Annotated in this window: 14 protein-coding genes; 5 read left to right on the forward strand and 9 right to left on the reverse strand. The window is 34.4% G+C overall.

Translation table 11 applies throughout. From position 1 onward, the window contains the following. Positions 1-87 precede the first annotated feature (87 nt). Positions 88-1,461 (reverse strand): APC family permease, encoded by a 1,374-nt coding sequence (locus EKM77_RS03935; protein WP_125592755.1) that lies wholly within the window; start codon positions 1,459-1,461, stop codon positions 88-90. A 225-nt stretch (positions 1,462-1,686) separates the two neighbouring features. Here EKM77_RS03935 and EKM77_RS03940 point away from each other — a divergent pair, with 225 nt between their 5' ends. Both EKM77_RS03940 and EKM77_RS03945 read left to right on the forward strand, forming a co-directional pair. Beyond that, positions 1,687-2,520 (forward strand): alpha/beta fold hydrolase, encoded by an 834-nt coding sequence (locus EKM77_RS03940; protein ID WP_225425181.1) that lies wholly within the window; start codon positions 1,687-1,689, stop codon positions 2,518-2,520. 71 nt (positions 2,521-2,591) lie between these two features. Continuing rightward, positions 2,592-3,146, forward strand: coding sequence for a cysteine hydrolase family protein (locus EKM77_RS03945; protein WP_125592757.1), 555 nt, complete (start codon positions 2,592-2,594; stop codon positions 3,144-3,146). Positions 3,147-3,393: 247 nt separating this feature from the next. Here EKM77_RS03945 and EKM77_RS03950 read toward each other — a convergent pair whose 3' ends face one another. Together EKM77_RS03950 and EKM77_RS03955 are read right to left on the reverse strand one after the other, a co-directional pair. Continuing rightward, positions 3,394-5,409, reverse strand: a complete 2,016-nt coding sequence (locus tag EKM77_RS03950) for a KUP/HAK/KT family potassium transporter (RefSeq protein WP_125592758.1) — start codon at positions 5,407-5,409, stop codon at positions 3,394-3,396. 17 nt (positions 5,410-5,426) lie between these two features. Then, entirely contained in the window at positions 5,427-6,191 is a 765-nt protein-coding gene (locus EKM77_RS03955; protein ID WP_125592759.1) for a DUF1003 domain-containing protein, read from the reverse strand. A 174-nt stretch (positions 6,192-6,365) separates the two neighbouring features. On the opposite strand from EKM77_RS03955, the gene EKM77_RS03960 reads away from it, so the two are divergent. After that, on the forward strand, positions 6,366-7,556 hold the full coding sequence (locus tag EKM77_RS03960; RefSeq protein WP_125592760.1) for an ammonium transporter: 1,191 nt from the start codon (positions 6,366-6,368) through the stop codon (positions 7,554-7,556). A gap of 180 nt (positions 7,557-7,736) precedes the next feature. Here the strand turns inward: EKM77_RS03960 and EKM77_RS03965 are convergent, their stop codons facing one another. The 5 genes from EKM77_RS03965 to EKM77_RS03985 all read right to left on the reverse strand — a co-directional run bounded on the left by EKM77_RS03965 (position 7,737) and on the right by EKM77_RS03985 (position 13,837). Next, positions 7,737-8,924: an NAD(P)/FAD-dependent oxidoreductase gene (locus EKM77_RS03965; RefSeq protein ID WP_125592761.1), complete on the reverse strand. Its 1,188-nt coding sequence runs from the start codon at positions 8,922-8,924 to the stop codon at positions 7,737-7,739. Between the two features lie 89 nt (positions 8,925-9,013). After that, entirely contained in the window at positions 9,014-10,171 is a 1,158-nt protein-coding gene (locus tag EKM77_RS03970) for a cation:proton antiporter (RefSeq protein WP_125592762.1), read from the reverse strand. Positions 10,172-10,180: 9 nt separating this feature from the next. Then, the gene (locus tag EKM77_RS03975) at positions 10,181-10,768 is read right to left on the reverse strand and encodes a TetR/AcrR family transcriptional regulator (protein WP_125592763.1); all 588 of its coding nucleotides are present in this window, start codon (positions 10,766-10,768) and stop codon (positions 10,181-10,183) included. 138 nt (positions 10,769-10,906) lie between these two features. Beyond that, the gene (locus EKM77_RS03980; protein ID WP_125592764.1) at positions 10,907-11,845 is read right to left on the reverse strand and encodes a glycosyltransferase family 2 protein; all 939 of its coding nucleotides are present in this window, start codon (positions 11,843-11,845) and stop codon (positions 10,907-10,909) included. 84 nt (positions 11,846-11,929) lie between these two features. Further along, on the reverse strand, positions 11,930-13,837 hold the full coding sequence (locus tag EKM77_RS03985) for a coiled-coil domain-containing protein (RefSeq protein WP_125592765.1): 1,908 nt from the start codon (positions 13,835-13,837) through the stop codon (positions 11,930-11,932). Between the two features lie 125 nt (positions 13,838-13,962). Between EKM77_RS03985 and EKM77_RS03990 the strand changes: the two genes are divergently transcribed. Further along, complete coding sequence (locus EKM77_RS03990; RefSeq protein WP_125592766.1) at positions 13,963-15,156, forward strand: acetate/propionate family kinase; 1,194 nt, start codon at positions 13,963-13,965, stop codon at positions 15,154-15,156. On the opposite strand, the gene EKM77_RS03995 is transcribed toward EKM77_RS03990, so the two are convergent. Continuing rightward, a complete protein-coding gene (locus tag EKM77_RS03995) occupies positions 15,153-16,067 on the reverse strand; it encodes a 1,4-dihydroxy-2-naphthoate polyprenyltransferase (RefSeq protein WP_125592767.1) in 915 nt (304 codons plus the stop codon). The two genes, EKM77_RS03990 and EKM77_RS03995, sit on opposite strands and share 4 nt — an antisense overlap. A gap of 82 nt (positions 16,068-16,149) precedes the next feature. Here EKM77_RS03995 and EKM77_RS04000 point away from each other — a divergent pair, with 82 nt between their 5' ends. Beyond that, positions 16,150-17,121 (forward strand): polyprenyl synthetase family protein, encoded by a 972-nt coding sequence (locus EKM77_RS04000; RefSeq protein WP_125592768.1) that lies wholly within the window; start codon positions 16,150-16,152, stop codon positions 17,119-17,121. Positions 17,122-17,450 lie beyond the last annotated feature (329 nt).

Below are 17,450 nucleotides of genomic sequence, written 5' to 3' on the forward strand. Positions count from 1 at the left end.
ACTTAAAAGAATAAGAGCAGTAATCCAAAAAATCGGATTACTGCTCTTATTTATTGAAACACGTAGTTAAGCCTTATGGCGCGCTCTTTAATCTGCTTGGCGATATCCATAAGCGAAATATATACCGGTACCCAGTGCTATCCATCCAATAAAAGCAATCCAAGAATTTATACTTACTTGTGTCATTAATAAGATGCATAGAAATGCTGAAAGGATCGGGAAAAATGGATAAAAAGGTACGTGGAAACTGCTTTCTGGAGTATCTTTTAGATGTCTTAACTTAATAACTCCTAATGAAACAAAGGTGAACGATAATAATGTTCCGATGTTAACTAAGCTCGTTAATTCCTTTAAAGAAACTAAACCGCCTAGAAAAACAGCCATAATTGTTATGGCATTCAAAGATAACATTGGCATATTTGATTTTTTATCTAATTTACCAAATTTTGCGGGGATCATTTTATCGCGTCCAAGTGCATAAACTAAACGAGATCCACCATAAAGTGTATTCAGCATCATGGTGAACATCCCTGCTAATGCACCAATTGTGATCACAAAAGCCACTTTGCCAAGTCCAACATATCTAAGTGCCAATACTACTGGGTCGGAAACGTTTAAATTTTTGTAATTAACCATACCAGTTAATACTGCCGCCATGACAAGATATAAAGCCGCACAAATTGCTAGAGAGATCATGATCCCTGCGGGGATGTTTTTTTGTGGATCTTTAACTTCTGGCGCTGAAGAAGGTATGATATCAAATCCTAAATAGGAGAAGAAAACAAGTGCAGCTCCTTTTACTACACCTAATCCTCCCATTGGAAAATAGGGATGGTAGTTTTCTGGCTTAATATAGAAAAATCCAATAGCGATGAAGGCGATAATAACGGCCAACTTCACGAAAACCATGACGGCGTTCATTTTAGCTGAAGCTTGAACACCGCGTCTTAGTAAAAGATAGATCAATATTAATACTACAACGGATGGTAAATTAATAATCGTCCCTTGAGAAGGAACAAAGGGTCCTGTTAACGCCTTAGGAAGCTCTATACCGAATCCTTGAAACAAACTAACGAAGTAGGCAGAGAAACCTGAAGAAACGGCTGCAACGCCTAATATGTACTCTAAACATAATGCCCAGCCTACGATCCAACCGGGTAATTGTCCAAAGACGATGCTTCCGTATGAATAAGTGCTCCCGGCAACTGGAAAAGTTGAAGATAGTTCAGCAAAGCACATGGCTGCGAGGATACAAACGATTGCTGCCAAAATAAAAGATATTGTAATACTGGGACCAGAAGTTGAGTATGCGACGATCCCGGGAAGAATAAAAATTCCTGTCCCGATAATTGATCCAATTCCCATGGCAATCAAATTATTTTTGGTCAGAGATTTTGTGAAATGCGAATCCTTAGAGATGAATTTCTTGTAATCTGCTTTTTTGAAAATTTTTTCTTTCATAATTTACCTACCTGTAAAATAACCTCTATTAGATTACTTAAGTTACCTATTAAATGTCAATCGTTTAAATATTTCACATGCACCATATTAAAGTAAAGAAACTTTGATAGAATAAAATTATGCTTACGAAGATTACTTTTTGATTAAAAACAGACAAATACAATGCAAAAGTCTAGTTTTTTCGGTATATTTTGAATGATAGAAAAAGATAAAGAGGCAATAGATTTGGAAAATAAACTAGAGACATCACGTGGATTTGTAAACATTAGAGTAACTGGCGATGTGAATGATGATAAAGACATTATTGTTTTAGTTTCAGGGGTCAATGGATCTATTTCGTATTATGATGCTATTACACCTTATTTGACTGATAAATATACAGTTGTAGCGATGGATCTATTAGGACAGGGTAATTCTAGTGAAGGTAAGGATGACCTTTATACGATCGATATTGAAGCTTGGGCAATGTGGGAAGGTATTGGCCGAATCAAGATCCTTAAGCCAGTAATTGTCTTTGGATATGGCGTTGGTGGACTTATCGTCAATCGAATGGCTGAACAACATGACATAGCAATGTCCAAAAAAATTATGCTAAACACTCCCGCAACGCAAAAATATGCTGATTTGGATACTTCGACAACATTATCGTCGATACCCTTATTAGGTAAAATGGCTAAATCTTCAGTTAAATCTAATTTATACTTTGCAAAAGATTTTGATACTTCTAACTTGGAAGATCCTAATGTTATAGCTGATTCAGCTAAAGAAACTGATAAAAAAGTAGCTAAACAATTATTAAAATCAACTGATAAATATTTGGAAGAAATGGCTTTGAACCGCAGAATGCGTAAGTTTAATCTGCCAACCTTAGCATTATTTTCAGATGGAGATCAAATTTTAGGAGAAGCTGGGATCAAGGATGCTAAAGCAACTATTGGTCGTGTTCCTAATCTTAAAATGGAAGATGTTCCTAATACCGGACACATCGCCTTCATTGAAAAACCAGCAGAGATCGCCAAAAAAATAATTGCGTTTGATGAAAGCACTCCAACAGAATAATCATTAAATTGTATTTGACTTAATCTTCATAACCATCAATAATCAAAGTAAAAAGGAAAGCAGGTACTCTCATGTCAAACCAAGCTCTTTTAATTATTGATTATACAAACGATTTTGTTGCCGACAATGGCGCTTTAACTTGTGGTAAACCAGGACAGTTAATTGAACCAAGAATTATAAAGTTAGCTGAAGATATGAGAAAGTCAGGTGACTGGGTATACTTACCAACTGATCTTCATAAATTATTTGATTCTTATCATCCTGAAACTAAACTTTTCCCAGCCCATAATATTAAAGACACTTGGGGAAGAGAGTTTTTCGGAGATTTAAAAGATTGGTACGAGAAGCATAAATCTGAAAGTAACGTTGAGATGTTTGATAAAACTCGTTATAGTGCTTTTGCCGGAACAGCATTAGATATTCGCTTACGAGAAAGAGATGTTGATACACTTCATTTAGTTGGTGTATGTACAGATATCTGTGTTTTACATACAGCAGTTGATGCTTATAATTTAGGATATAAAATCGTAGTCCATAGCCAAGGAGTAGCCTCATTTAATCAAGTAGGTCATGATTGGGCAATGGAACATTTTGAAAAAGTTTTAGGTGCTACAATTAAAAAATAACAACATAGAGAATAGGGCAAAACAGGTTCAGCTTTCTAGCGTGGCGAATAGGTCCAGTAATCCGATTTTAGATTACTGGACCTATTTATTTTAGGTGGAAAAAGCTATATTTTGTTGTATTACAATTATTATTTATTGAAACGCGTGACATAAGGCAGAGACCTCCGCTTATCTACGAATATCGAATAATTGTGTACTTTCAATTATTCGATATTCTAGGATATGCTCGTTCTCTAACCGCCTTATGTCACGCTCTATTTTTAATTTTATTTAAAACAAGATAGGGATCTTCATGGATTCCTAAGAAAAGCGGAACTTTTTCTTCGACTACATCACTAAATTCCAAACCAAACCAAAGTGAAGGACTAATGGTGATATTTTGTAATAGTAAACGGCCACCTATTAGAACTCGATCTAGGCTACGCATGTATTCTTGAGCACCTAAATCTTGAAATTGCTGATTTTGGATAATGAATTTAAATGAGCCTACGTGACGGTTGGGCAGCATAGAATATTTGGGATCTTGTTGATCGATGGCACCGTCATTCATTAGCGAATTGATAATTTGTCGAATATAAATATTAACATGTTGTGATTTCTTAAAGCCCAAATTTAATTGAACATTAACTACATTTCTAGTATTCATCATATCGACATTGTAATTACATTCATACGGGGCGTCGGTTTGATTAACGGAAATAAACCAATAAACTTTGGCTCTCTTAGGATCTTGATCAAGAATAGAATAGATGATCGACCTTTTTATAGAATAATCAGAACTGACATTATGCATATAAACCAAATTGGTTGCATATATTGGAATAGAATTATCGTTACTTAATTTTTCTAATTGAGGGATAAAATCCAACAAAGAAACATTTTCACTTTCATTCATATAGGCATCTCGACGTTTATTACCAAAGTACCAGATGATCATAACGGATAGGATCAGGGATGTGATTATAACGGTAATATAGCCACCATGGATGAATTTAACGAGACTAGAAATTAAGAACAATGATTCTAGTGCAACAAAGAAAACTAAAAAGAAAAATGCTAAGTGACGATGCTTTTTCATAATTAAAAATTGATGTAGCAAGATAGTCGTCATCAGCATAGTAATGGTTATCGCCAAACCATAGGCTGCTTCCATGTGTTCTGAAGTTCTAAATCCCCAAACGATACCTAACGTTATCAAGCAAAGGATCCAATTTACTGTTCCAATGTAAAGTTGACTCTTTAATTTTCCCGGAAATTTTACTCTCAGACGTGGAAGTATTTTAAGACCGATAGCTTCTTGAACTAAAGTGTAAGATCCGGTTATTAAAGCTTGTGAGGCAATTATAGCGGCTAAAGTTGCGATTATAATGGCGAATAATTTTAAGTTTGAAGGTATCATTTCATAGAAGGGGTTAATAGTATTCATACCATTAAATTTATTTTCAGTGTAGTTTGTCATTACCCAGGCACCTTGACCGAGGTAATTTAGCATGAGCATGACGTAGACAAAAGGCCAAGTGGCATAAATATTATGCTTGCCGACTTGTCCCATATCAGAATATAAAGCTTCCGCTCCGGTGGTGGCTAGAAATACACTGCCAAGAATGAATATACCGACGTGATTGATCGGACTGGTTAAAACTTTAACTGCATAAAATGGAGAAAGTGCTTTTAAAACACTTAAATTTGAGAATAAATTTTTTAAGCCAATCAAACCAATAAAAGAGAACCAAACTAACATGATCGGTCCAAATGAGCGGCCGATTTTTTCAGTACCAAATTTTTGAATGACGAAAATAGACATTAAGATGATCGTTACAATTATTAAAATAACAAATTGATTATTGGAAAAACTTAAACTGCCGAATTTTTGACCTTTAATACCTTCCATAGCAGAAGTTACAGTAACAGCAGGTGTTAGTGTTCCATCAGCTAATAAAGCTGATCCGCCAATAAGAGCCGGGATGATCAACCATTTTTTGCTGGATTTAACTAAAGCAAATAGGGCAAATATGCCACCTTCGCGGTTATTATCGGCTCTCATAGCTATAAGAACGTATTTGATAGTTGTTATCAGCATTAAAGTCCAAAAGATCAAGGAAATACTTCCGATTATATATTCAGGAACAGCTTCTTTGAGACTACCTGCATCATTAATGATGGCATTCATTACATAAAGCGGGGATGTTCCTATATCTCCGTAGACAATGCCTAGAGTTATCAGCATGCCTAATTTAGAAAATGAGGATGTTTTTCTTTCCATATGATTATCTCCTCACATTAAAAATGTCGTCTAGAAGGATGACGCTTTCGGGATGATGGAGAATTTTTCTCACTTTTGAGACTTTGAATTTCATTTTCCAATTCACTTAAAATAGATATCTGCATTTTTTGAATTTCTAAAATATGTGGCCATTGTACTTCGTTTAATTGATCAACTTTTTCATGTAAAATTCTGATTTCCATTTCAGATTTCGAATTGGTTCGATAGTCATTTTCGGCATCGAAGCGATCTCTATCAGCTTGACGATTTTGACTCATCATAATAATGGGAGCTTGAATGGCTGCGATACAGCTAAGGAATAAATTAAGAAGTATAAACGGGTAGGGGTCAAAATTGACTCCTAAAAAATGAGTAACATTAATCCCCATCCAAAGAACCAAGATTATGACAAAGGTAATAATGAAACCCCAACTACCGCCGAATCTGGCAACAAGGTCAGCTAGTTTTTGTCCTCTAGTAAGTTTTCCGTGAATGGTGTCGTTGATATTTCGAGTAACATAATTGTCTTTAGCTAATTCTTTTTGTAGAGAAGCATTCATTTTTCGATCTTTTTCTAAATCCTTATCAACCATTTCCTGCATTTGTGTAAGTCTAATTTTTTGAATATCTTTTAAGCAGATGAAGGAGGAGTTCTTGGCGTTAGGAATAATTCTATAAATGGATTCTGTTAATTTAGGGTTGAGATCTCTAATAAATAATCCTTCAGTAGCAGAGAAATGGTTGTCACAAATAACACAAGTTTGATTTTTTCTAACCGTCATTTTTAAACCTCCAATATCTAAATTTATATTGATAATAATACTTATCTCATGTTTAAACAAATAATAAGAATGCTTGTAAATTCAAGAAATTTAATTTTGTAAGTTAAATTGGTATACCTTATCTTTAAAAAGAAGTACAATCGGCAACATTAAATAAATAAGGGTGTGATATTTATGAGTATTGTGTTTATGATTTTAGCAACACTGTTAGTATGGGTAATGACGCCGGGCATCGCAGTTTTTTATGGTGGATTTGTTCCCCAAAATAATATCACCAGAATTTTATTTGATAGCTTCTTAATGTTTGGTATAGCTGGATTGATGTGGGTTTTAGTAGGATATTCCGCTTCCTTTGAAGGAAATCATTTTGGTATTATCGGTAATTTTAATCATTTATTCTTATCAGGGGTAAATATGACAGCTTTATTTGGAACTACAAAATTACCGACATCGATCGTTGTTCTTTTTCAGATGATGTTTGCCATTTTGACACCAGCATTGTTTATAGGAGCAATCGCTAATCGAACTAGAATTAAATTTGTAATTGGATTTATTGTTTTATGGTCGTTACTGATCTACTATCCGTTAGTACATATGGTATGGTCCAGTAATGGTTTTCTTGCTCAGATGGGTGTTTTGGATTTTGCTGGCGGAACAGTTATTCATATCGATGCCGGTATAACGGCTTTAGTATTATCGAACTTTTTGTTAAAGCCGTACAAACCAGCAAAACAACCAAGTGGAAATTCTTTTTGGATATTAATGGGTACCGGACTTTTATGGATCGGGTGGTATGGATTTAATGCAGGTAGCGCTATGGCTTTAAATACACAGGCGATACAAGCTTTTCTTACAACGACCGTAGCGCCTCTGTCAGCAATGTTAACTTGGATTGCTTTAGAGAATACATATAAGAAAAAAATCACGCTAAGCGGAATTTGTACGGGTACGATTTGTGGCTTAGTCGGGGTAACTCCAGCAGCAGGATATGTAACCTTAACATCTGCTTTTATAATTGGGATCATTTCCGCAATGGGAAGTTTTTATTTTATGAATAATTTGAAGTATAAATTTCACCTGAACGACTACTTAGATATTTTTGGCTCACATGGAGTAAGTGGAATTATTGGTTCATTAGCAACTGGTTTGTTTGCTACAAAAACTGTAAATCCAAATGTGATCAACAATGGATTATTAACTGGTGGTGGAATTAAATTATTATTGATTAAAATAATTGGAGTCTTATTTACAGTTATTGTCGTTATAACATTGAATTGTTTGATTGTATCAGGTTTGAAAAAACTGATGAAAGATGATGTTTACAGCCCAGAAATAGGTGAATTAGATCCCATTAAATTGACTTAGGTAGTAGTATAGTGCGATACTATCTCTGGTGCCAAACCAGGTGGAGGTACGTGATCGGCGTGAAAACGTTCGGAAGGTCACCGCACTTCACCAATTAAACCTTGCATATTATGCAGGGTTTATTTTTTTGCCCAAAATAAAAAAGTTATGACAAAAGTCACAACTTTTTATTGAATTATATTAAATGGTACCCTTTTTGATTGCTGTCTTAATTCCAGCAACTTCATAGATACTTCTATCGGCTGAACCACGTTTTAGAAGTGAAGCAGGGAAGCCCTTGAACTTCAACTTCTTATCTGTAATTTCAGCAATACCATGATTTTGACCTAATGAAGCAATTGTACCAAGTGAATGGTAAACAAACTTCTTAAGGTCTTTTCCGTTGATCAATGCAGCGATATTAAATGCTGCACCAGTACCTTCGGCAATAGCTAATTGGCCGGTTGTTGGAAGTGGACGTTCTTGACCATCAGGGATCATTGCTGAATCATCACCGATGAAGAATGCTTCTGGATGATCTTCAAGGTTTAAGAATTCTGTTGTCATAACACGGTTTCTTCTAGCTTCTAATCCAGAATCCTTGATTACATCACTACCACTAACACCAACAGTCCAGATAATTGTGCTACCATCAACACGTTTTTCTTCTTCACCGTCCATGTAGATAACGCCATCTTTTTCGATCTTAGTGATCTTAGCACCAGTAAGAATCTTAATGCCATGTTTTTCTAAGAATGATACGGCATAATTAGCTAGACCTTCATCAAACATTGGAAGAATATGTGTGGCCATTTCTAGACATGTAACTTTGATTTCAGGAACGCCGTACTTTGCCTTTAGGATCTTAGCAGTATCGATCAATTCACCAAGAATTTCAACACCAGTAAATCCAGCACCACAAACAACGATGCTCAAATCAGCTTCATTTTGTGATTCTTTATAGTTGGCAATATTTTCATTGATCTTCTTGTAGATATTTTCGGCAGTTTCAATATCTTGAAGAATAAGAGCATTTTCGCTAGCTCCTTCAAGTCCGAAGTCTTCTGATCTGAATCCTAGAGCTACAATGACGTAGTCGTAAGAAATATCGTCGTGATCTTCGAAACTAACTGATTTATTATCAAGATCTACATTTTTAACAGTAGCCTTGATGAAGTTGACGTTGGAAGGAAGAACAGAACGAACATCGAAACTAACGGCATCTGCTCTGCTTGTACCTGCAGCAATCATGTGTAACGCTGTTTTTTCTACATGTTTTTCATTTTTATCTACTAAATCTATCTGTGTATCGGATGGAGTAGTTTTAGCTAGATCTCGAGCAGCTTTTAATCCACCGTAACCTGCACCTAATACTAAAATATGGGCCATAATAACTTGTCTCCTTCGTCTTTTAAATAATTATTGTTTACGTTACCATTATATATCTATCAGGAGTCTTAAATAAAGTAGGGATACTTCTAATTTGAATTTAATGGATTTTTACTAATAGAATGTTTCAAAAAGAATGGGGCTAAAATTGTAATTAAAATAATACTTATAATAACTGCTGAATAATATTCATCGGATAGTAATTTTACACTGAATCCGATTTGGGCAATTATCAGAGCCATTTCACCACGAGAGATCATTCCTGATCCGATAACGTAAGAATCTTTGAAATCAAATCCTGAAATCCTCGCACCGAATCCGGCACCAATCAATTTTCCAATGATACCAGTGACTGTTAGTATTAAAATCAACCAAAAGTCATGGAAAAAGCTGTTAAATTCCAAGTTAATACCGATGCTTATGAAAAATACCGGAATAAAGATAGAGTAACCAATAGTTTCTATGTTGTGATTGATTTTTTCGTTATACTTGGGCGCATTTGAAATAGCAATTCCCGCTACAAAAGCACCTAAAACGGCATCCAATTGTACGATGTCGGCAATATACGCGAAGACCATACATACGACTAGAGCCATAATAGTTGGCGCATGAGTCGCATCAATATATTCAGATAGTTTCATTATCTGGGGTATGATCCAGCGATGTGCAACGTAGATAATAACGCCGAAAATCACCCACATGCCTAGTAACGTTAACAGCTTTTGAGCTGAAAAGTTTCCGGTTAGTGTACCGGACATAACGCTTAAAATCGAAATAGCTAAAATGTCATCCGCTACAGCAGCACCTAAAATTACAGCTCCAGAATCGCTTGATAGATAGTTCAAACTCTTTAAAACTTCAACTGAAATCGAAACAGAAGTTGCCGCGAAAACAACCGAGATAAAAATACTTTCTTTTAGGTTGATATTAAAAATCAAGGCTGTCAGTAAAGTTAGTATTACTGGCAAGATAACTCCCATAATTGCTACATTGATACTTGGGCGGAGATGTTTTCTCAACAACTTTAGATCACTTTCTAATCCAGCTAAAAACATCAGCAAAATAACGCCGATCTCAGCAAATAATTCTACTTCATGAGTCGACTTAACGATGTCTAAGACACCTTTCCCTAAGATAACACCAAGGATAAGTTGTCCAATAACAGCTGGGAGGTTGAGTCTATTGAAAATATGGCTAACTACCAGAGTTAAAAAGAGCATTAGTGCTAGTAATGTTATAAATTCCATATTACCTCCTTACTTTTTTTGAATACCGTGAATAAATATTTTGACCATAGTGCTTAAATTAGCGATATTACGCTTTCGCTTAGCGTCATTATACTCGATATAAGGTAAAAGCATGGTCAAAAAGGTCCCCACTTGTACGGGAATTGCTAAATCAGATCGTAATTCACTTTTATGTGATTGGAAAATATTAAACATAACCTTGTAATATCCACTATCCCAGTTTTTACTTATATCTTTTCGATCATCGTCATTAAAGACAGTTTCTATGTCATGACGCATCATAAAATAATTGATGCGGAAGTTTTCAATCATATATGTTGAGATAGTGAGTATCAAATCTTCAAAGGGCATATCTTTGTTCTCTTTATAGACAGACATTAAACCTTCACTAAAGCCACCAACAGCGTATTCAATAGCTTTCATATAGAGAACTTTCTTGTTTTTGTAGTAATGATACATATTAGGTTGAGTAATATGTAGTTCGTTAGCTATTTTTCTGGTCGAGGTAGCTTGATAACCTTGGGACAAAAAATCCTTTGCAGCTACTTCGAGGATAGCTTTTTTTGTTTTTTCAGCTTGCTTATCTCTAGAATTCATTAATAGTTTCACCCTCATGTTCCTTGAACTTCATTATACCAACATAATTATTAAAAAAGTGAATTTATCATCTGATAAATAAAATATACAAAAAAACTATCTGAACATCAATAAGCATGCTCAAACAGTCTAATTTAGTTATTTTTTCTCTTTAATAATATAAATTGGACGTTTTTTAACTTCTAAGAATATTTTACCAATATATTCCCCTAAAATACCAATACTCAATAATTGTATTCCACCGATAAGTAAAATAATAGTTATCATTGATGACCAGCCATTGACACTACTCATTGGATTAATAATTTTTCTGACAATAATGGCAATGATGGCAATTACTGATGCAATGGAAAAGGCGGATCCTAGCCAAGTAGCAAACATTAGAGGTCGTTCGGTAAAGTCAACGATACCCGTTATAGCGTACTTAAATAATTTCCAAAAATTCCAAGAAGTTGTACCAGCGACACGTTCTCTATTTTTGTAAGGTAAATATTTAGTCTTGAAGCCGACCCAACTAAATATTCCTTTTGAAAAACGATTGTATTCGGTCATTGAAAGAATGGCATCGACCATTTGGCGAGTCATTAAACGATAATCACGAGCGCCTGGAATGATCTTAGTTTGTGACATCTTATTGATCACTCCATAAAAGGAGTTAGAGAAGAAGGAAATAATAGGATTTTCTCCTTCACGATCCATTCTGGCAGTTCCGATACAGTCATAGTCATATTCATCTGACTCCAACATATCAAACATTTTCACTAACATTTCAGGCGGATCTTGTAAATCGACATCCATAACGGCTGTGTATTCACCTGTGGCTTCATTTAGACCAGCATAAAGAGCTGATTCTTTACCAAAATTTCTTGAGAAGGAAATGTAGTGTACTTCATCGCTATGTTTCTTTTGCAATTCACGCAAAACGGGATATGTTTTATCGTGTGAACCGTCATCGACAAACCAGTATTCCAAGTTGAATTTATTATTTTCGGTTTTAACTTTATTCATGGCTTCATAATAAAGTTCGATAGATTCTTCCTCGTTATAACAGGGAACAATCACAGAAATAGTCTTCATATAAATATCTTCCAATCTATTTGATAAGGTCGTGCTCGAAAATACGGGGCAAAGGTCAGTTAGACTGCCTTTTGCCCCGCATTGTTAAATCTTCAATGAGTCTGGTAAATACAATTCGTTGCTACTTGAATGACTAATTGAACTGACACTTATGTCACGAGTAGTTGACGTTTCAATTGCTTGTAAATCGTCAGCATGTTCAACCAAGATATTCAAAATATTAGTATTTGCAGTCAATAGATTTATAACTTCTTTAACGTTCTTTTGAGCGTTTGTTAGAAGTGGAATAAATTTATCATTTTCGATCTTGTTATCATTAGTAATTAGCTTATACAATAAATCATCATTGTTACCGACAAAGACACTGTTACTGCTGTCAAGAGTTAAACTCTTTAGCCACCAAGCAATGAGTTCGTCTTTTTTATTGAAATCATGTTCCAATAATCCATTTGCGTCGAATAATTGATAACTAGTTGCTTTTTCACCTTCAAAAATAACGGTTAAGACGATTGATCCATCAGTTCTATAAAAACTTTGTTCTGTTAGTTCTTGTTTTTTATTGAAAATTTGGACTGATGACAATTGACCAGATGCATTATAAATATTAGTTTTATTAATTTGTTCGTTCTTATAGTAATTTATACGGTTTATTTTTTCTTCGTTATATTCAACGGTCATTAATAGATTATTATTTTGGTCGTAGATCAAAGTATCTTTAGTATCGACATCTGTTCTTGTGATCCAGCCATCATTTTCAGGAATTGAAACAGGTTGTTCACTTGGGTTTGCGCTAACTTGTAATTGATCGAATAAATTAACTACGTTTGGTGTTTCTAGATGATTTGATTGAATTTCTGAATTAACGGTTTCTGCAAGCTTTTCATTATAGAAAGTTGAGATAACATTAACTGGTTTTTGTAATTTAGATTCCAAGAAACGGATCATATCAAATAGGTTGTTCATTTGATCTTTATTATCAAATGAATCAGCTAAGACAAAGTAGTCCTTATCTTTATCTAAATAGACATCACGAACTAGGAAAGCTGAATGGAAGACATCTTTAATATATTTTTCAACATAGGCTTTATTGTTGTTAACTTCAGATAATTCTGATTCAATCTTTTTATGTTCTTCATCAAGACTTTGAATGTGTCGCTCTAAACTGGCAGTCGTTTCAATACGATAGTTGCGATCGTTTTTGATCTTACTTTCGATCTGGTTAGCGTTACCCTTTAGAGAATTGATAGCAGAATTAGTTTTATTGATTTTACCGTTAACTTCATCAAGTTCGGCATTGAGGTTCTCGATGTCTTCGTTAATAGTATCAATATTCTTTTGAATATCAGCACGTTGATCGTACAGTTTGTTGATAGAGGCCTTTTGGTCTTCCATCAATTCGAGCATCTTTTGTAAGTCTTTTTCTTCTTTGATGGATCCCGATAGATCTTTTTCGGATTGTTCATTTTCAGCTAAATCTTTTTGTTTTTCATCAAGATTTTGTTGGCTGCGTTCAATTTTGGCAGTGAGGGTATTCTTTTGATCTTTATAGTCTGCAAGAAATTCTTCTTGTTCTTTTTGATCTGCACGAACTCTAGCAAGTTTTTCTTTTTCTGCGTTGTCATTTTGTGATTTAATATCAGCTAACTTTTCGTTAGTTTCGACTTGATCACGATTTAATGTATCTAAGTAGTTAGATAATGTATCGGTTTTATTTTCTAGTTCATCTTTTTCGGTAAAAAGATTAGTTTTGAGGTCATTTCTCAATTGAGTATATTGATGAGAAAGCTCATTCATTTGGTCTTCTATGCCGATACGCTGATCTTTTATTGAAACAGGTAAATTAGCGCTTTCATCTGGTGTTTCAGCTGGTGTATTATTAGTGGTGGATGTTATTTGATCCTTTTCTTGTGTATCGGGTGCAGCGTCCGTTACAGTTTCATTTTTTGTATCTGGTTTCTCATCTATTTTGCGTAACATGTTAAATAATTTCACGAATGGATTCCCCCAAGAAAAGACTTATAATAGTTACTAAAGAGTAGCATTTTTTTAAATTGGTGTAAAGCTGATATAGAGCCATTTTAAACAAATGTTAATACCTAAAAAAAGGAGATTTGAATATGAAGATAATGGCTATAAATGCAGGGAGCTCCACTTTGAAGTGGAAACTGTTTGAAATGCCGGAAAAAGCAACAATTGCTTCCGGAATGATCGATCGATTGGGGACACCAAAATCAGTCTTTAAGCTAAAATATAATGGTGAAAAAATTGAGTATGAACAAGCAATTGAATCAAACGAAATTGCGGTTTTATCAATCCTTGATGCGCTTAAAGATAAAAATATTATTGAAAGATTTGAAGATATTGTTGCTTTCGGTCATCGTGTTGTAGCTGGTGGGGAAGAATTCAAAAAGTCAGAAATCGTTACTGATGAGAATCTTGATAAGATTTTGAAACTGTCTGAATACGCACCTCTTCATAATAGAATTGAAGCTTACTATATCGATGTCTTTAAAAAATTAGTACCTAAAGCAATCCAAGTCGGTGTTTTTGATACTTCATTCTTTACAGATATCCCTGAAAAAAATTATTTATACAGTATAGACTTAGAGGACTATAAGAAATATAAAGTTCGTCGTTATGGTGCCCATGGAACAAGCCACCGTTACATTGCTCAAAGATTAGAGCAAATTGTTGATGGTGGTATTCAAGATAAAAATGTGATCGTTTTACATCTTGGAAGTGGTGCTTCGATCAGTGCTATTAAGAATGGTAAGGCTTTTGATATTTCAATGGGCTTCACACCTTTAGCTGGGATCACTATGAGTACTAGAAGTGGTGACCTTGACGTATCAATGATCCCTTACTTGATGAAGAAGCTTAATCTAAAGGATATCGACGATATGATCGATATTTTAAATCATAAATCTGGCTTATTAGGTATTTCCGGTGTATCAGCTGATATGCGTGATATTGAAGCCGTAGAAGATACAAATGAACGTGCTTCCTTGGCACTAAAAATTTTCCGCAATCGTATTGTTAAATATGTCGGATCATACATTGCTGAAATGGGTGGAGTTGACGTTTTGGCATTCACTGCCGGCGTTGGTGAAAACTCTAAAGAAGTTCGTGAGGATATTTTGAACAGTTTCAGTTATATGGGTGTCAAAGTTGATCCTGAAAATAACAAACTTCGTGGCAAAGAAGTTAAGATCACAACAGATGATTCTAAAATTGCTGCTTATACGATCCCAACAGATGAAGAATTGATGATTGCTCAAGATACTTATGGTTTTGCTAAGCTATTAGACTAGAAATTAAATAGGACACCTAAACCAAAAGTAACGACCTCGGTTAAAGTTATTATTAATAAATTTTTGATTATTAGTGGGAAAGTCTTTTTCTTGATAGGATTTTTAGAAAAGTTTTTAGCGTTTTTATAAACTATCGGTGTAACTAAAAATGTTAGTAACATCATTTTTGGAAGTAATCCGATAATAACTGAACAAGCTAATGCTAAATAACCTAAAACGTATAAAGATTTTAAAATGAAAATGGAATTACTTTTACCTAGATAATAAACAAGAGTTTTACGTCCTAATCCAATATCTTCTTTTTCGTCAGCAATATTGTTTGCTAATAGAAGATTTGAAATTGCAAAGACGGTTAATAGTGATGACAATAGTGCATCACCATAAAATTTAAAATCGAGAATTGCTGTTGGAGAATTATAGGTGTTGATATAAATTGCAATCAAATAAATTACATACCCCATGGTAAATCCAGAAAAGAACTCGCCTAGTGGTCCACGATTAATAGGCTTAGGTCCTCCAGCATATAAAAAGCCAACGGCAAATGAGAATATTCCCATAATTAATAGCGGTATTCCAGTTTTATATACGATAAATAGGCCAATAAGCGCTGAAACTAGACTAAATGAAAAGTCTAACCAACCGACTAGATGTATGTTTAAATTGTTTACACCGATAACGTTAGTTTCACGTCGAAAACTTTCGCTACCAGTGGCATTTTTGTAATCCCAATAGTTATCGTTGATGTCTACTGCCATATTGAATAGAAACATTGCAATAAAGAAGAGAATCAACCAAAGGGTGTTAATTGAATGCCAGTGATAATATGAATACAGGGGACCCATTAAAAATGGAAAGACGCTAGCTGTTTTTGCTTTTATTTCAACTAGTTCGAAGAAAATTGATGGTTTCAAATAATCATTCCTTTTAATTTGATATATTATATTATAAGGTTATTTAAAATATTACTACAAGTAATGGGTAGAGAGGGATTACATGGCGCATTCAATTTGGAAAAAATATTCGCAGATGGGGAAAAGAATCGATCAAACTACCGAATATATTCACCGTATTGTTGATATAAAGAACGAGGAAATAAGATCTATGATCGAGGACCTAACTTCTGGTGGTAAGATGTTGCGCCCAGCTTTTTTTCTCATGTTTAGTGAAATTGGCCCTGAAAAAAAAGATGATTCAAAATTGATACCGTTAGCGGCATCACTAGAACTATTGCACGTAGCAACATTGATCCATGATGATGTCATCGACGATTCACCGTTGCGTCGTTCCAAAACCACGATTCACACCCGTTACGGAAAACGTAACGCTATATATGCTGGGGATTACCTGTTCACTGTTTACTTTGAATTAGCATCGAGATATTTGCCAGAACAAAAATATGTTGTCTTGAATGCATTAAGTATGAAAAAAATCTTAACAGGTGAGTTAGATCAAATGCTGATCAATTATAACGTCAACGCCACAACGAAGATGTACCTGACAGAGATTGCAGGCAAGACGGCTGAATTATTCAGTCTAAGTACGATGATGGGTGCAATTGTTTCGGGTGGAGATGAAAGATTAGTTAATCTGGCAAAAAATATTGGACATGATATTGGAATGTCATTTCAAATCATTGATGATGTATTAGATTTTGGAAACAGCAAGGATACTGGTAAGCCTAATTTTGAAGACCTTCGTAATGGTGTGTATTCTTTACCTTACATATTAGGACTCCAAGATAAAAATACTGATTTAATTGAAATTTTATCCAGAAATAATTTAACAGATGAAGAAATAATTGAAGCAGCTCAAATTGTTGTTGATCAAGGCTATTTAAAAAAAGCCAAGGAGATTGCTTTAACATATAGTAATCATGCACTAAGAAGAATTAACAAATTGCCCAATAAAGAAAATAGTAAATTATTGAGTAAAGTTGTTCAAAAACTAATTGATAGAATAAATTAAAAGGTTCGCCGACGTTATAACGCCAGTGAACCTTTTTGCTTTTTATTAGAGTTTATTTTTTATTAATGTTGTCAAAAAATTCCTTTTTAATGTGCTGAGTTTTTCGTAGAATCTGAGCTCGTTCTTTGATAGTCAAATAAATAGTTACACTGAATAAGATAAGAAATGACAAAGGATCCAATAAAATACTGTCAGAGTAGAGCAAATTGAACCAAAACATAACAAAAATAAATAAACCAGTAATGTAGAAATAATCCCACTTTAGCATTTCAATCACTTCCAGTATTTTTGATCTAACTTCACTCTATGTCGAAAATAGCAACGAAGCA

Source organism: Companilactobacillus baiquanensis (assembly GCF_003946605.1).
Classification (GTDB): domain Bacteria; phylum Bacillota; class Bacilli; order Lactobacillales; family Lactobacillaceae; genus Companilactobacillus; species Companilactobacillus baiquanensis.

Excerpts from the sequence above, each read along its gene's own strand:
- EKM77_RS03955 (WP_125592759.1), bottom strand. The coding sequence starts at position 6,191 with ATGACGGTTAGAAAAAATCAAACTTGTGTTATTTGTGACAACCATTTC.
- EKM77_RS03950 (WP_125592758.1), bottom strand. The coding sequence starts at position 5,409 with ATGGAAAGAAAAACATCCTCATTTTCTAAATTAGGCATGCTGATAACT.
- EKM77_RS04000 (WP_125592768.1), top strand. The coding sequence starts at position 16,150 with ATGGCGCATTCAATTTGGAAAAAATATTCGCAGATGGGGAAAAGAATC.
- EKM77_RS03960 (WP_125592760.1), top strand. The coding sequence starts at position 6,366 with ATGAGTATTGTGTTTATGATTTTAGCAACACTGTTAGTATGGGTAATG.
- EKM77_RS03945 (WP_125592757.1), top strand. The coding sequence starts at position 2,592 with ATGTCAAACCAAGCTCTTTTAATTATTGATTATACAAACGATTTTGTT.
- EKM77_RS03970 (WP_125592762.1), bottom strand. The coding sequence starts at position 10,171 with ATGGAATTTATAACATTACTAGCACTAATGCTCTTTTTAACTCTGGTA.
- EKM77_RS03990 (WP_125592766.1), top strand. The coding sequence starts at position 13,963 with ATGAAGATAATGGCTATAAATGCAGGGAGCTCCACTTTGAAGTGGAAA.
- EKM77_RS03935 (WP_125592755.1), bottom strand. The coding sequence starts at position 1,461 with ATGAAAGAAAAAATTTTCAAAAAAGCAGATTACAAGAAATTCATCTCT.
- EKM77_RS03980 (WP_125592764.1), bottom strand. The coding sequence starts at position 11,845 with ATGAAGACTATTTCTGTGATTGTTCCCTGTTATAACGAGGAAGAATCT.
- EKM77_RS03975 (WP_125592763.1), bottom strand. The coding sequence starts at position 10,768 with ATGAATTCTAGAGATAAGCAAGCTGAAAAAACAAAAAAAGCTATCCTC.
- EKM77_RS03965 (WP_125592761.1), bottom strand. The coding sequence starts at position 8,924 with ATGGCCCATATTTTAGTATTAGGTGCAGGTTACGGTGGATTAAAAGCT.